The following is a 14,194-nucleotide window of genomic DNA, read 5'->3' on the forward strand; positions in this document are numbered from 1 at the left end:
GGATAATAGATTGACTAATTTAGGAATTCTATTAAACTGAAAATAGATTTATCCTCAAACTCTTCTCTAAATTTTCTTTTTATATTTGCTGCTTCGCAAGTCATTATATGCCTTTTACTTTCTCCAAATGAATACACCTCTTTTTTATACTCACAAAACACTCATAAATTTTAAAAATCTGTCCGAAGTTCAAAATAAAGCTGATACAATCATGGTATAAATGGAGGTTTCTAAATTTATTAAAATCGTTTTTAGTATATAGAGGGTGCTGAAAATACATGAGCATTGGATTGGAGGAAGGATGCTATGGGATTTGAAAAAGAATATCAGACCTTTTTGAATTCTCACTTGCAGGCTAGAACAGGTGAACGGCTGCGGCGCCTACAAGAGGGGCACAATCAGGCTGAAATGCTGTTTTTGAAGCAAGTATGGTGGCCTTTATTTTACCATTTCAAGTATCTTCATCCAGAATATGAAGTCGATGATTTCAAAGATGGCAAAAGGTATTTGGATTTCGCTTATATTCGTTCCGCCATCCGGATTTGTTTTGAGGTTGATGGGTATGGTTCTCATCTAAAGAACATAAGCAGATGGCAATTTTCCGACAACCTAGAACGTCAAAACCAGTTGGTGATTGACGGATGGACCGTGATCCGCTTTTCTTATGACCAAGTGAAAGAGAAGCCACGTCGATGCCAACAGATTGTTCAGCAAGTGATTGGCCAATGGCTGGGTGATGAACTGGACCAAACATCTTTGTCCTTTGTTGAAAAGGAAGTGCTTCGGCTAGCGATTCGAAATGGAGGAGCCATATCCCCTAAAGAAGTGGGTAATTATTTAAAGTTAAGTGATAAGACGGTAAAAAAAATACTGACTCAATTAGTCGATAAAAAGCTGTTGATTCCCGCATCTGGGATCAAGAGGGTCCGCTCTTATCGGTTGGGGAATCAGGTTAAGTACCCGATCAGATAAATAGTCGGAAAAAATCCGCTTATGTAGTAGTTATAATAAAAGATACCTTAAATAGACGGAGAAATTCCGCCTATTGACTCGAAAAAAGCAAAAATCGTGGATTTTGTTTTGAATAGTCGGAAATTCTCCCCTTATTTACCCCAAAAAGAGATCTATTTTGTATTTAACCGGAAAATCTCCGCTTATTTTACTTTCCCTAGGTACTTTATTCAGGAATGGAAATGAGATGAAAACGGGTGTAAATCTTAGAGTAGTTCATATTAATGCGTTGCGGAGATATATCAGTAGTACTTGGTATGGGTTTTTAATTGAAAATAAAATAAACTCCTTCTGGTGTCTGACCCCCAGTTCGTTAATGTATTACCCTGCTAAGAGTCAGACAGCTTTTTGGAGGGCAAGCAGGAAGGTGATTTTTATTTTTTTAAAATTCTTCTCTCTTTCTATAAGTCACCAAAAAGTGAAATCGCCTTTGTTCCCTCATCCCAATTTCAAAAAGGCGGAAGGCATGGACTAAATTGGTAAGGGGTACATTGTATGAATCTTCCTTATTCGCCCAAGGGGGATAGTTTAATCAGAATTCTCGGCAATGCTTTACCTAAACCCACCACATCCCCCCAACCGACTCACTAACCATGACCGGTTTCAAAGTCTGAATTGCTTTTGCAAACCCCTCATCCACAGACATCAGCCCATCCTCATGCTCAATGCTCACCACATAATCATATCCGTAAAGTCGAAGGGTACTAATCATATCCGCCCATACTTTGGAGTCATGCCCAAATCCAACCGTGCGGAAGTACCAGGACCGGTTTTGCATGTCGCTATAAGGAGTCATATCCGTTAAGCCATTCCGGTTTGTATTTGGCTGATCAATAATTGTATCCTTCGCATGAAAATGATGAATCGCATTTTCACGTCCAAGTATTTTAATAGATTCCACTGGGTCAATGCCTTGCCACCACATATGGCTTGGGTCAAGATTGGCCCCGATTGCAGGACCGCATGCTTCTCTTAAACGCAACAGCGTGGCAGGGGTATGTACGGAAAACCCGCCATGCAATTCAAGACCAATTTTCACATTAAGCTGGTCAGCCAGAGCTGCTTTTTCCTTCCAATACGGGATGATTTTCTCTTCCCATTGCCATTTCAAAATTTCCTGGTATTCATTTGGCCAAGGGGCTACAGGCCAGTTCGGGTATTTCGCTTCTTCATGGTCACCAGGGCAGCCTGAAAAGGTATTAACGACAGGAACACCAAGCTTACTTGCTAATTGCAGTGTTTTTATAAAGATAGTGTCAGCTTCCTCAGCCATTGCCTTTTGCGGATGAAGCGGGTTCCCATGGCAGCTGAGGGCACTAATTATTAATCCTCTTCCATTAATCTTTTCTAAGAAATCCTTCTGCTTCTGCTCATCCGCAAGCAATTCATCCACCTTACAATGTGCATCCCCAGGATACCCCCCCGTCCCAAGCTCCACCGCCTCAATCCCCATCGAAGCAACATAATCAAGCATCTCATCCAAACCCTTATCCGAAAACAAAACAGTAAAAACGCCTAATTTCATACAAAAACACCATCCTCAAAAATGAAATTTGTAATCCGTTACATTCGAATATAAAAGCAGTGTAAATAGTTTGAGTGAAAAAAATTTAGTTGATTGGAGCGGAAGGTGCGAGACTCCTGCGGGAGTAGTGGGACAGGTGAGACCCCGCAGGAGCGCCAGCGACGAGGAGGCTCACCGCCCACCCCGCGGAAAGCGAGCACCTGGAGCGGAAATCAACTCTACCAAACTAAGCTTTTATTAATAAAACAGCCATATTTATCTCGTTACCATAATATATTGGGTAACAATCCAATAAATTCTAAAATCATTTTGTAATCGATTACAAATTGCTGTCATAGAGTATGAAAGAGGGAAATGATCATGGCAAATATCCAGCAGGTAGCTGAAAAAGCAGGAGTTTCCGTCGCAACCGTTTCAAGAGTGCTAAACCATGCGGCATCAGTAAGCACAAAAACAAGGCTAAAGGTTGAAGATGCAATTAAGGAACTAAATTATGAGCCGAGCATGCTCGGGAGAAACCTAAGAAACTCTGAAAGCCGGCTATTACTAGTCCTTCTCCCGAGCATTTCCAATCCTTTTTACACAGAAATTATTAACGGGATTCAAAATACAGCGATTGCAAACAGCTACAACATACTTCTTTGCGAAACAGATTCAAACCCGCAGCGGGAAAACATTTACTTTAATATGATCAAAAACAAATTGGCAGACGGGGTCATCTCAATGGACCCGACAGTTAATAGGCAGAAGCTAACTGAATTAGCGGAAAGCCACCCTGTTATCCTTTGCAGTGAGTATGACGAAGGCGGGAGTATTCCTTTTGTCACGATTGATAGTGAGCTGGCTGCTTATCAGGCAGTTAAGCATCTCATTCGCTTAGGCAATAAAAAAATAGCCCTTATTAATTCAGATGAAAAGTTCCTCTATGCAAGACAGCGCAGAAGCGGGTATGAAAGGGCGCTTAAGGAGTTCAATCTTCCTATCCGTGAAGAATGGATTTACCACACAAGAGATCTGGAATTTCAAAATGGTGTGCAGGCAATGAGAATGCTGCTTGAGCTAGAAGAAAAGCCAACTGCCATATTTGCAGTTTCCGATACATTAGCGATTGGTGCATTAAAAGGCATCAATGGAAGCGGGCTGCATGTACCAAACGATCTGGCCATTATCGGCTTTGACAATATCAGTTTTTCTAACATGACGAATCCAACACTGACAACGGTTTCTCAGCCGATGTACAAAATGGGGGTTACAGCGGCAAATATGCTGATCATGAGTATAAAGGGTGAACAGGTGGAAAGCGTTGTGCTCGATCATGATTTAATCATTCGGGAGTCAACAATGGGGTAAGGAGGTCTTTTGAATTGGGAATAAAAGTAGGCATCATCGGCTGCGGTTCAATTGCTAAATACCGTCATGCACCAGAGTATAAAGCCAATCCTCATGTGGAGGAAATCGTTTTTTATGACCGGAATGTGGAAAGAGCGAAGGAATTGGCGTTGGAATTTGGCGGGTGTGTTGTAAAAACAGTAGAAGAACTATTCAATGATCCAGCCATTATAGCAATAAGTGATTGCTCCTCCAATGAAGTTCATCATCTTAATACATCAAATGCGCTGCGAAGCGGCAAGCATGTCCTCTGTGAAAAGCCTTTAGCGATTAATGTGGAGCTTGCCGAAGAAATAATAGAAGCCGAACGAAAATCAGGAATGAAATTAATGATTGACCACAACCAGCGCTTTACGAAGGCTCACCAAAAGGCGAAGGAAATTTTAGATAACAATGAACTAGGCGAAGTATTAACCTTTAAAACCTCATTTGGACATCAAGGCCCTGAAAACTGGGGAGTAGACAAATCAAATGCCACCTGGTTTTTCAAGAAAGATCGTTCCTACTCGGGCGTTGCAGGCGATCTCGGCATTCATAAAATCGATTTAATTCATTACTTATTAGCTGACGAAATCGAGGAAGTGCATGCCTTTCACGGGGCACTTGATAAAGTAGACGAAACAGGAAAGCCAATCGAAGTTTGCGACAATGTGGTCTGCGCCTTAAAAACAAAAAAAGGCAGACTAGGAACAGCGTCCTTTTCATGGACCTACTACGGCTTAGAAGACAATTCAACCACAATCTATTGCCAAGATGGAATAATCAAAATCTATCAAGATCCAGAAGCACAGCTCATCATTGAAAAAAAAGACGGCACCATCATTAAATACGAACTAGAGCCAATCCAAACAAACAATAACCAAACAAACTCCGGCATCATCGATGCATTCATCGATTGCATCATCCATGACCGCAAGCCTCCAGTAACAAGTAAGGAAGCACTTGCTTGTCTAAAAGTAATTGATAAAATACTAGGTTTGTAGATTGATTAAAGAAATCTGCAGGATTGTTAAGAAACAGCAAAAATGATTAGTTGCTTGGAGCGGAAGGTGCGAGACTCCTCCGGGAGTAGTGGGACAGGTGAGACCCCGCAGGAGAGCCAGCGACGAGGAGGCTAAACGCCCACCCCGCGGAAAGCGAGCTACCTGTAGAGGAAATCAACCCCTACCAAACTTTTTACCTATAAAAAAATTTTTTCATACTAAACATGTAATGGATTTCATATTTTTAAATAGCTGTCTCAATGTCATCAATTAATCAGACAGGAGGGTTGAAAATGCTGAAGCAGCTTGCAATCAATTCCAACACGTATCACGGCTTTTCACTAGAAGATGCAGTCAAAGGTGCCAGCAGTGCAGGATTCACGCAAATTGAATTATCCGCAGTCAAAGACCATACTGCACATGTCCTGCCGGAAATGTCATCCAAACAGCTTCGTGAAATCAAAGAATTGCTTCACGAATATAACATGCAATGCGCAGGAATTGGCGCCCATAGCAACGTCATGAAAACAGAAGGAATCGATAACTTATTAAAAAGCATCGACTTGGCCGTTGAATTCAATTGCCCGTATATCATTACTGCCACAGGTGATTCCCATCATGACTTCAATGTCATTGAGGACGAAAGGGTGCTGGCTGAGAATTTGGAACCTGTCATTCAAAAGTGTGAAAAACTAAATAAAACCCTTGTCATAGAAACACATGGAAACAACTATGCAACAGGTGTGGCACTGACGAAACTGGCTGCCTCACTGCATAACCGCGTCAAAGTAAATTATGATACTGCTAATGTAATTTTTTATGGAAATACTCTGCCTTATGAGGATTTAGAAGCCTCCGCTGATTGTGTGTCATTTATCCATTTAAAGGATAAACGCGGTGCTTATAATGAATGGAACTTCCCCGCAATAGGAGACGGAGAATTAGATTTCCGCAAAATCTTTGCCATATTAAAAAAAGCAGATTACAAGGGACCAATCAGCGTAGAAATTGAATTTACCCCAGCAGGCCCAGCCGATCTAGAAGAAGTGAACGAAGCAGTAAAAAGGTCGTACACTTATCTTTCAAGACTACTAGAGTAAGGAGGACCATATGAAAAACATAGGCCTCGTCGGTTTAGGATTTATCGGCAGCATGCATCTGAAAGCTTATCATTCATTTGAAAATTGTCGGGTTGCTGCAATCTGTACGCGGAGTGAACTAGAAGACAAGGAAATCACTGATCTTTTTAATGGAACCTTTGTTTCTGACTATGATGAATTATTGCGTCGCAAGGATATCGATATAATTGATATTTGTTTGCCGACTTTTTTACATGAAGAATATATTGTCAAGGCGGCAAGAGCGGGAAAGCATATTATTTGTGAAAAACCTCTAACCTTATCCTTGGAGTCTGCTAAACGGATTTTTAAAGAAGTTCAGGATCATGGCGTGAGATTATTCGTCGGCCATTTGCTCCGCTTTTGGCCAGAATATCAAACCATTAAATCCTATAGCGAATCCGATCAATTAAAGGATATCGAAATCGTTCATGCACAGCGATTAGGGCAGACTCCGGCATGGAGTGATTGGTTCCAGCATCCAGAAAAAAGCGGAGGCGCTTTGTTCGACCTCCATATTCATGATATCGATTTCATTTCATATCTGCTCGGCGAAGCGGAATCCGTTTATGCTGCAGGCACGAAAAACAAATATGGTGCCTGGGATCATATCATGTCGATCCTTACATTTAAAAATAATAGAAAAGCATTTGTTGAAGCCTCTCACCGCATGCCGAACGGCTATCCGTTTACGATGTTGTTTAGAGCACAGGCTGCCCAAGGCACTCTGGAGTATCGCGTAGCTGCTGGTGAGAATATCGAGCAAATCAATCATCAACAGTTTGTTTACTACAATGATAAAACCAAATCTTCCATAGATATTGTTGATGGGGATGCATTTCAAAATGAACTATCGTATTTTGTCCAATGCCTTGAAACGAATCAAGAAAACCATGTGATTCCTCTAGAAGATGTATTTTATACACTGAAGCTATTGAAGGCGATTGAAGCATCGTTGAAAACAGGACAGAAAATCTCTCTCTACTAACTATTCAAACTTACCTTCATTCCCAGCAAAAATTCCTCTTACATGTAAGTGTTTTAATTGAGTTCATCCTGTGATAGATTACCAAAATTTTAAACTAAGGGGGTTATTGAATGAAAAAGTCTTTCTATCTCTTTATGCTGCTTGTATTGTGCCTAATTCCGGTTTTAAGTGCCTGTAACTCTGAAAAAACAAATGAAGGCGGCGGTGCTGGCTCAGAAGGTGATTCAGGAGATAAGAAGTATAAGGTAGGGATACTCGCGCCAGCTGTTACACATGGGTGGGTCGCGGCGGTTGCTTACCATGCAGAAGCACGTGCAAAGGAGCTTAACAGTGAAATTGAGTATCAAATCCAAACAAGCAGCAATGCCGAGGAAATGACAACACAGCTAGACGATCTCATGACCTGGGGAGCGGAAGCCATTGTCGCCTTCCCGCAGTGGGAAGGAATGGAAGTGCCGATTCAAAAAGCAATCGATGAAGGAATTAAGATTGTTAATTTTGATATTGTCATCGATTCAGAAGATGTCTATCGTGTAGCCGGAGACAATGAAGACATGGGCATTCAAGGGGCCAAATATGTGGTAGACAAAATCGGGACAGAGGGAAATGTCGTCATTCTGGAAGTGCCTTCATCCGGCTCCGTTTCAGAGCTTAGAGGGAAGGGCTTTACTGAAACAATGAAAGAAATTGCCCCTGACATCGAACTTCACACGTATGCTACCCAGTTTACACGTGAAGATGGCTTAAAGGATTTCGCGGATATTTTAACAAGCCTTGATAAAATCGATGCAGTCTACTCAATGGATGATGAAACGTCTATCGGTGTCCTGCAAGCAATTAAAGAATCTGGCAGAACTGATATTAAAGTCGTAACAGGCGGAGGCGGCATGCAGGAGTATTTCAATATGATGCCTGAAAATCAAGACATCTGGATTCAATCCGCCCTATACAGTCCAGCAATGGTCAAAGATGCTGTAGACGTCGCCCTTAAAGTATTAAAAGGAGAAGACGTAGAAAAAGAAACAATCATCCCAACAACCATCGTAGACAGAGATAACTACAAAGAATTCCTAGACGAAAACTCCCCATACTAACTCGTAATTTCATAACTATTAAAGAGGGGGTATGGCAACTGCTGTAGCCTCTCTTTTCTAAGGAGAAACATGATTTTAGCTGTAATAGATGCATTAATAAATTGAATATTTTTGAGACTGCGTCCACTTACAAAAAATCTCGGTTGACCGTAGCGGAAGGTAGCGAGACTCCTGCGGGAGGAGTGGGACAGGTGAGACCCCGCAGGAGCGTAAACGACGAGGAGGCGCACCGCCCACTCCAAGGAAAGCGAGCAACCTGGAGCGAAGGTCAACCTATCTTCTAAGGAAAAACATCATTAAAAGACTCTTTCACATCTTTAATGTTCAATCATTTGGTTGGCAACATCTATAATTTCATTTTTATGTTGTTCTTTAGGAATGTCACCATTCATATAAGTAATCGTGTAAGAGACTCCATCTAGGTGGAAGGATAGGGAATTATTAGTATAAAAACCAATGACATCACTGCTTAATTTAAGCTCTTCTGAACTAGAACGATCGGATTCTACTTCACTATTAATAGCAGTTATCATTAAAAAAATTGATTTTCCAGTGTTGTTTTTTGAGGCGGTTTTAAATTCAGCCATCAATTGCTTGCCATCATGGGACATATCATTAATCGTAGGTGGTTGAAAAGGGTGGGCATCAAAAGGAAGAATTTCAGGCAATGTCATTTTGAAAGGAAGTGCTGAAAGTCCTTCTTTAACAGAAGGTGCTTGATAAGTGATTGGCAACTTTTCCTTTTGTGTGTCTGTCAAATCATTCATTTCTATTAAAGTTAATTTCGAAGTATCGAGTGTTCCACTTTGATTGTTTTGGCAGCCAACCAGTAAAAACAAAACAAGAGCAGCAATGGTTATAATTTTCTTCACAGCTATCCCGCCCTTTCAAGTAGTTAATAAACTATACGATTATATTCTGAAAATGTTTCTAATAGTTTATCATTTTTTAGACTGCGTCCTCTTACAAAAAAACTTGGTTGACCGTAGCGGAAGGAAGCGAGACTCCTGCGGGAAGTGTGGGACAGTTGAGACCCCGCAGGCGCAGCGCGCCGAGGAGGCTCAACGCCCGCCCCGCGGAAAGCGAGCAGCCTGGAGCGAAGGTCAACCTATCTACAAACTATATCCGGATGTGATTGCATGATTGAAATGCGAAATATTAAGAAGTCATTTGGAAGCAACGATGTAATTAAAGATGTTTCTTTTACACTAAAAAACGGTGAAATCTGCGCATTACTAGGCGAAAACGGCGCAGGAAAATCAACATTAATGAACATCCTCGGCGGCATCCATCAAATGGATTCAGGCGCTATCCTTGTCAATGGAAAGGAAGCTGCATTCCATACCCCAAAACAATCACAGCAAGTCGGAATCGCCTTCATCCATCAGGAATTAAACCTGATTAACGACCTGCCCATTTACGAAAATATGTTTTTAGGAAGAGAACTAAAAACAAAAAGAGGAAGCCTGGACTTAGAGCGAATGCTCCAAGAAACAGAAAAGATTTTTAAACAAATGGATGTAAATCTCGATCCTGCAATGATGGTTCGTGACCTAGATGCTTCCTATAAACAAATCGTTGAAATCTGCCGTGCCATGATGACAAACGCCTCCTTCATTATTATGGATGAGCCCACGACTTCATTAACAGATCAAGAGATTGAACGGGTCTTTAAAATGATGAAAACATTAAGCGAGCATGATGTAGGGATTATCTTTATCTCTCATAAATTGAATGAAGTCATGCAGATTTGCGATCGCTATATCGTACTCCGAGATGGAAACCTTGTCGCAGAAGGAAATGTTCATGAAGTGAATACGAATGATCTAGCCCGCTTTATGGTTGGCCATGACGTAAGGACCGAGCGGTTAAACAGAGAGAAACAAATCGGAAAAGAGATTTTGCGTGTAGAAGGTCTTTCGAATAGCCGTTTCTTCAGAGACATAAGCTTTTCGATAAAGGAAGGGGAAATTGTTGGCTTTACAGGTCTTCTAGGTGATGGCCGCAGCGAACTCTTCCAATCGATTTTTGGTGCGGAGGACATTACAACCGGAAAAATCTATCTCAACGAAAAAGAAGTAAAAATCACCAGCACCCAACAGGCCATTAAAGAGGGGATTGCGTATGTCCCAAGGAACCGCAAGGAAAATGCAATTATTAAGGATATGGATATTATTGAGAATGCCTCCATTGTGACATGGCCGCACTTTTCAAAAAAGGGCACAATCAATAGGCAAAAGCATAAGGAGATGTTTGCAGAGCAGCGTAAGGCACTAAGAATAAAAATGGGGGAGCTGACGGACAGCATTACAAGCCTTTCAGGCGGAAATCAGCAAAAGGTGATCTTGGCGAAATGGCTGGCGGCTAAGCCTAAACTGCTAATCTTGGACAATCCTACCCAAGGGGTGGATGTCGGAGCCAAAGAAGATATTTACGATATTATTCTAAAGCTTGCAGAAGAAAATATTGCCATCATTGTCCTTTCAAGTGAAGCAAATGAAATTATCCGCATATGTGACCGTGCCTTAGTTATGTATCATGGTGTCATACAAGGAGAGGTGGCTGGGGAAGAGATGAATGAGCATGAGATAATGAGGCTTGCAACAGGGGGTCAGCGGGCTTCTGATAAAGGAGGGATCGACAGGAATGATATCAAATCCGGATAAGACTGCGATAAAAGATAAGCAAAGCTTTTTTCAATGGTTTAAATACAAGTGGTCAAGTGACCCGCTTTTTAGCATTGCGATAGCACTCATCATCATGATTATCCTGCAGACGCTCGTGTTAGGCTTTGATTATGATTCCTTTGGCAGCTGGTTTCAGGCATGGATCAACAACTGGATCAACATCCTTCGAAACAATGCCGCAACAGCCATCGTTGCTTTAGGAATGACTTTCGTAATTATGACAGGCGGGATTGATTTAGCTGTTGGATCAACGCTCGTAGTAACCGGTGCGCTATCGATGATGCTCCTTGACACCGGTACGAAAGGGTTCTTGTTGGCCATGGGGATATCAGGCGCTCCAGCATTCGTGATTACGATTCTCGTTGTTTTGCTATTTGGCTATTTATTAGGCTCATTAATTGGCGTATCGATTACAAAGGGGAAGGTGCCGCCTTTCATAGCCACCTTAGGCGCGATGATGATCTTTCGAAGTGTGACCCAGCATTTCATGCAAGGGTATAATCCGAAAGTGCCATCTGAGTTTTTACAGATTGCTAGTTTTAAAATTGGCAGCTTCATGATTATGCCAATTATTTATTGGGCCATCATTGCTATCATCCTTTACTATGTTTCGAAACGAACCACCTTCGGCAGACAAATTATCGCAGTTGGCTCTAATGAACGAGCTGCTAAGCTTTCTGGCATCCATGTCGAAAAGGTAAAGCTGCGAGTATATGCATTGATGGGACTCCTTGTTTCGATTGCAGCGATTATACAGGTGTCCAGAATTGGCTCAATGGATTTCTCAAATGCCGGAAGAGGAATGGAAATGGATGCCATTGCTGCAGCTGTCGTCGGCGGAACCAATATGATGGGCGGAAGAGGATTTATCCTTGGGACGGTTTATGGGATGCTGATTATTGCTGTCATGAACAATCTCTTAAATCTATTTGGTGTCCCTCCATTTCTACGAGAAGCCTTTAAAGGTGTAATCGTTATTGCTGCCGTGCTTCTGCAGAAGAAGGAGAAGACTTCGTGATCTTATATAATAATGTAGAAAGAACTTGCTGGGGCAAGTTCTTTTTTTTTTTTGCAAATCTATACATCTTTTATTCTGTCATAATATAAATTTCGGGATATTCCTTGTCCACTTTACGGAAAATAACTGCCTGATTGCCATCTGCGTTAGGGCCAATGGAAGTTATGAAAAGGAATAGAGCAAGTAAAAAAATGCACGGTATGTACTTTATATTAATCAGCTTACTTGCTCAGCTTCTTTTAGTTTTCGATGAACGCCTTGTCTCTACCTATGCTGGTCCACGAGGATCTGATTGCCATCTGGATCTTCAATCGTAAAGTGTGCAGGTCCCTCACTGGATTCATCCGCTTCAGTGGTTATTTTGATTCCTTTTTCTTTCAGCTGCTTTTGAAGGTCGCGGATGTCTGTAAATGTTTCAAGATTTTCAGCATTTTGATTCCATCCAGGGTTGAAAGTCAGGATGTTTTTTTCAAACATTCCTTGAAATAGCCCGATTATGCAGTTTTCATTCTTCATAATAAGCCAATTTTGGTCCATATTGCCCCCAAATACTTGAAAGCCTAAGTTCTCGTAGAATGCTTTTGACACCTGAATATCCTTTACCGTTAAACTTACAGAAAATGCGCCTAGTTCCATAGTTATCCCGCCTTTTATTATTGATGTAGATCATAGATTCAGTATAAAGGAGGACGATAGGATACACAATATTTCCCATTTGTTGATGGGGATGCTTTGCCTCTCTTTCGCATAAGTTTCAGGAATGTAAGTTAGGAGAAGGAGAATGGCTGGGATAAAGAGAAGATAAGGTAGGAGCGGATATGTAAATCAGGTAAGTATGATAGGGAAAAAAGCAGGTGTGTTTGTATCGATCCCTATCTCCGTTAATTGGAATGAAGCTATCAAAAATTGTCAGATAAAAAGTTCTGCGAAGAAAGGGGAAGTGAAATGAAAAACGGTTTATACACTTTATATTTTTTGGTGTTTGGCATTGTTTCCTATTTTACAGGGGAAATTGTAACCTTTGTAATGCTAGGGGCAATCTTAATCGCATTAACTAATATCCATACAACATTGAAGGAGATAGTAAAGCAGAAACAGGATAAGGACGAATAGTGAGATTAAGCAGTAAAAAAACCTATTCCTAACTTTATTAGTTCAAAAAGAACAGCAGCCTGCTCGAAATAAAAGCGAGAGCAGTGACTGCCTATTCAGTTTGAAATACTTGTTACGATCGTATTCTATAGGTATTAGTCAGTCTTTCTTGAATAAATGTTAATAAAAAGAGCAAATGGGGTGAGGATTATGGCATTTATTGCGATTTTGACTGTTGGCAGACTAAAACTTCCGGATGGACATTCTGCAACTCGCGAGTTTTTTACAGTGGGATCTGAACTAACACGGCAGGCAGCAAGATCAGGCCATCTTATAAAGGAATTCTCTCCTAATCGAGTGCGATTACCTGAGGGAGTAATAAAAGGAGAGGGCTTGCCGATTCTTACATTAACGGTATGGGATAGTCTTTCAAATGTATTTCACTTTACTTATTCTGGTCTGCATAAGCAAGCCTTACGTGATAGGAATAAGTGGATTGAACCTCATCCAGATAAACAGCCTACATATGTGCTTTGGTGGACTGAGATGGTGAAGGATGTATCCTGGAAGGAGGCTTTCAGTAGATACAATTATTATCTGCAGAATGGACCAACTCCTGCTGCGTTTGATTTTAAGCAAGCATTTGATGAAGCAGGGGAGACATTTTTGCTTAAATAGCGATTGCCAGTTGAATATCTGTCGTAACTATTCAAAGGTTTAATCACATGCCCTCGATATCATTTAGCAGGGTAGGCAATCCATTCAGAAATAAATGTTCATTGCCTTCGAGCTCTCGAGCGGTGGCATGAGGAAGTTTTTCTGCATAGGTTTTATGGTGTGTAAACGGGACGATCTCTTCGTTACGGCTATGGTAGAGGAACAAATTTGGTATGGCAAGGAGATTCTCTTCAAAATTATTTTGAAGGATGAAATCCTTCAACTGCCAGTTTTTATCAATTCCCCAGCATGGTGAAGCAATGATAAATAACCCGCTGATAGGCAGGGGACATGATTCTTCTGAAAGGTACTTTAATAAGACAGAACCACCTAACGAATGACCAATCAATAGTACCTCTCCATTCAGCTTATTCAATTCTATTTCAAGCTGCTTCTTCCATCGTTCATATTCTGGATTTTCTGGCGCAGGCATCTTAGGACAAACAAAATGATAGGTATTCCTAAGGTTTTTTTCTAAATACGCTGAAAGCTGACTGCTTCCTTGCTGTTGTTCTTGTGGACCAGCACTATGGATAAATAAAACGGTCTTTTTCATTTTAGTCACTCCAATC

Annotated in this window: 14 protein-coding genes; 10 read left to right on the top strand and 4 right to left on the bottom strand. The window is 41.1% G+C overall.

Annotation, left to right across the window (positions count from 1 at the left end; translation table 11 throughout):
- The first annotated feature begins 306 nt into the window (after positions 1 to 306).
- A complete protein-coding gene (locus tag ASU02_RS06590; RefSeq protein WP_057762206.1) occupies positions 307 to 972 on the top strand; it encodes a MarR family transcriptional regulator in 666 nt (221 codons plus the stop codon).
- Positions 973 to 1,567: 595 nt separating this feature from the next.
- On the opposite strand, the gene ASU02_RS06600 is transcribed toward ASU02_RS06590, so the two are convergent.
- Complete coding sequence (locus tag ASU02_RS06600; protein WP_057762209.1) at positions 1,568 to 2,536, bottom strand: sugar phosphate isomerase/epimerase family protein; 969 nt, start codon at positions 2,534 to 2,536, stop codon at positions 1,568 to 1,570.
- A 360-nt stretch (positions 2,537 to 2,896) separates the two neighbouring features.
- On the opposite strand from ASU02_RS06600, the gene ASU02_RS06605 reads away from it, so the two are divergent.
- From ASU02_RS06605 to ASU02_RS06625, 5 genes are all read left to right on the top strand, one after another.
- Positions 2,897 to 3,886: a LacI family DNA-binding transcriptional regulator gene (locus tag ASU02_RS06605; protein WP_057762211.1), complete on the top strand. Its 990-nt coding sequence runs from the start codon at positions 2,897 to 2,899 to the stop codon at positions 3,884 to 3,886.
- A gap of 14 nt (positions 3,887 to 3,900) precedes the next feature.
- Positions 3,901 to 4,908 (top strand): Gfo/Idh/MocA family protein, encoded by a 1,008-nt coding sequence (locus ASU02_RS06610; RefSeq protein WP_057762213.1) that lies wholly within the window; start codon positions 3,901 to 3,903, stop codon positions 4,906 to 4,908.
- A gap of 293 nt (positions 4,909 to 5,201) precedes the next feature.
- Positions 5,202 to 6,008, top strand: coding sequence for a sugar phosphate isomerase/epimerase family protein (locus ASU02_RS06615; RefSeq protein ID WP_057762216.1), 807 nt, complete (start codon positions 5,202 to 5,204; stop codon positions 6,006 to 6,008).
- Positions 6,009 to 6,018: 10 nt separating this feature from the next.
- Positions 6,019 to 7,014, top strand: coding sequence for a Gfo/Idh/MocA family protein (locus ASU02_RS06620; protein WP_057762218.1), 996 nt, complete (start codon positions 6,019 to 6,021; stop codon positions 7,012 to 7,014).
- 110 nt (positions 7,015 to 7,124) lie between these two features.
- A complete protein-coding gene (locus tag ASU02_RS06625) occupies positions 7,125 to 8,108 on the top strand; it encodes an ABC transporter substrate-binding protein (protein ID WP_057762220.1) in 984 nt (327 codons plus the stop codon).
- Between the two features lie 317 nt (positions 8,109 to 8,425).
- Here the strand turns inward: ASU02_RS06625 and ASU02_RS06630 are convergent, their stop codons facing one another.
- On the bottom strand, positions 8,426 to 8,980 hold the full coding sequence (locus ASU02_RS06630; protein ID WP_057762222.1) for a hypothetical protein: 555 nt from the start codon (positions 8,978 to 8,980) through the stop codon (positions 8,426 to 8,428).
- A gap of 267 nt (positions 8,981 to 9,247) precedes the next feature.
- Here ASU02_RS06630 and ASU02_RS06635 point away from each other — a divergent pair, with 267 nt between their 5' ends.
- Together ASU02_RS06635 and ASU02_RS06640 are read left to right on the top strand one after the other, a co-directional pair.
- Entirely contained in the window at positions 9,248 to 10,774 is a 1,527-nt protein-coding gene (locus ASU02_RS06635) for a sugar ABC transporter ATP-binding protein (protein ID WP_057762224.1), read from the top strand.
- On the top strand, positions 10,755 to 11,813 hold the full coding sequence (locus ASU02_RS06640) for an ABC transporter permease (protein WP_057762226.1): 1,059 nt from the start codon (positions 10,755 to 10,757) through the stop codon (positions 11,811 to 11,813). The genes ASU02_RS06635 and ASU02_RS06640 overlap by 20 nt, the downstream gene beginning before the upstream one ends.
- A 264-nt stretch (positions 11,814 to 12,077) precedes the next feature.
- Here the strand turns inward: ASU02_RS06640 and ASU02_RS06645 are convergent, their stop codons facing one another.
- Entirely contained in the window at positions 12,078 to 12,449 is a 372-nt protein-coding gene (locus ASU02_RS06645; RefSeq protein ID WP_057762228.1) for a VOC family protein, read from the bottom strand.
- A 309-nt stretch (positions 12,450 to 12,758) separates the two neighbouring features.
- On the opposite strand from ASU02_RS06645, the gene ASU02_RS26620 reads away from it, so the two are divergent.
- Positions 12,759 to 12,926 carry a hypothetical protein gene (locus ASU02_RS26620; protein WP_198317411.1) on the top strand — a complete coding sequence of 56 codons (168 nt, stop codon included), beginning with the start codon at positions 12,759 to 12,761 and terminating at the stop codon, positions 12,924 to 12,926.
- Between the two features lie 189 nt (positions 12,927 to 13,115).
- Positions 13,116 to 13,583 (top strand): DUF3291 domain-containing protein, encoded by a 468-nt coding sequence (locus ASU02_RS06650; protein WP_057762229.1) that lies wholly within the window; start codon positions 13,116 to 13,118, stop codon positions 13,581 to 13,583.
- A gap of 43 nt (positions 13,584 to 13,626) precedes the next feature.
- Here ASU02_RS06650 and ASU02_RS06655 read toward each other — a convergent pair whose 3' ends face one another.
- Complete coding sequence (locus tag ASU02_RS06655; protein WP_057762231.1) at positions 13,627 to 14,178, bottom strand: alpha/beta hydrolase; 552 nt, start codon at positions 14,176 to 14,178, stop codon at positions 13,627 to 13,629.
- Positions 14,179 to 14,194 lie beyond the last annotated feature (16 nt).

The organism is Cytobacillus praedii, assembly GCF_001439605.1.
Lineage (GTDB): Bacteria > Bacillota > Bacilli > Bacillales > Cytobacillaceae > Cytobacillus > Cytobacillus praedii.

What these genes read in the sequence shown, in the direction of transcription:
- ASU02_RS06645 (WP_057762228.1), bottom strand. Translation starts at nt 12,449, where the DNA reads ATGGAACTAGGCGCATTTTCTGTAAGTTTAACGGTAAAGGATATTCAG.
- ASU02_RS06635 (WP_057762224.1), top strand. Translation starts at nt 9,248, where the DNA reads ATGATTGAAATGCGAAATATTAAGAAGTCATTTGGAAGCAACGATGTA.
- ASU02_RS26620 (WP_198317411.1), top strand. Translation starts at nt 12,759, where the DNA reads ATGAAAAACGGTTTATACACTTTATATTTTTTGGTGTTTGGCATTGTT.
- ASU02_RS06620 (WP_057762218.1), top strand. Translation starts at nt 6,019, where the DNA reads ATGAAAAACATAGGCCTCGTCGGTTTAGGATTTATCGGCAGCATGCAT.
- ASU02_RS06605 (WP_057762211.1), top strand. Translation starts at nt 2,897, where the DNA reads ATGGCAAATATCCAGCAGGTAGCTGAAAAAGCAGGAGTTTCCGTCGCA.
- ASU02_RS06615 (WP_057762216.1), top strand. Translation starts at nt 5,202, where the DNA reads ATGCTGAAGCAGCTTGCAATCAATTCCAACACGTATCACGGCTTTTCA.
- ASU02_RS06590 (WP_057762206.1), top strand. Translation starts at nt 307, where the DNA reads ATGGGATTTGAAAAAGAATATCAGACCTTTTTGAATTCTCACTTGCAG.
- ASU02_RS06640 (WP_057762226.1), top strand. Translation starts at nt 10,755, where the DNA reads ATGATATCAAATCCGGATAAGACTGCGATAAAAGATAAGCAAAGCTTT.
- ASU02_RS06600 (WP_057762209.1), bottom strand. Translation starts at nt 2,536, where the DNA reads ATGAAATTAGGCGTTTTTACTGTTTTGTTTTCGGATAAGGGTTTGGAT.
- ASU02_RS06650 (WP_057762229.1), top strand. Translation starts at nt 13,116, where the DNA reads ATGGCATTTATTGCGATTTTGACTGTTGGCAGACTAAAACTTCCGGAT.
- ASU02_RS06655 (WP_057762231.1), bottom strand. Translation starts at nt 14,178, where the DNA reads ATGAAAAAGACCGTTTTATTTATCCATAGTGCTGGTCCACAAGAACAA.
- ASU02_RS06625 (WP_057762220.1), top strand. Translation starts at nt 7,125, where the DNA reads ATGAAAAAGTCTTTCTATCTCTTTATGCTGCTTGTATTGTGCCTAATT.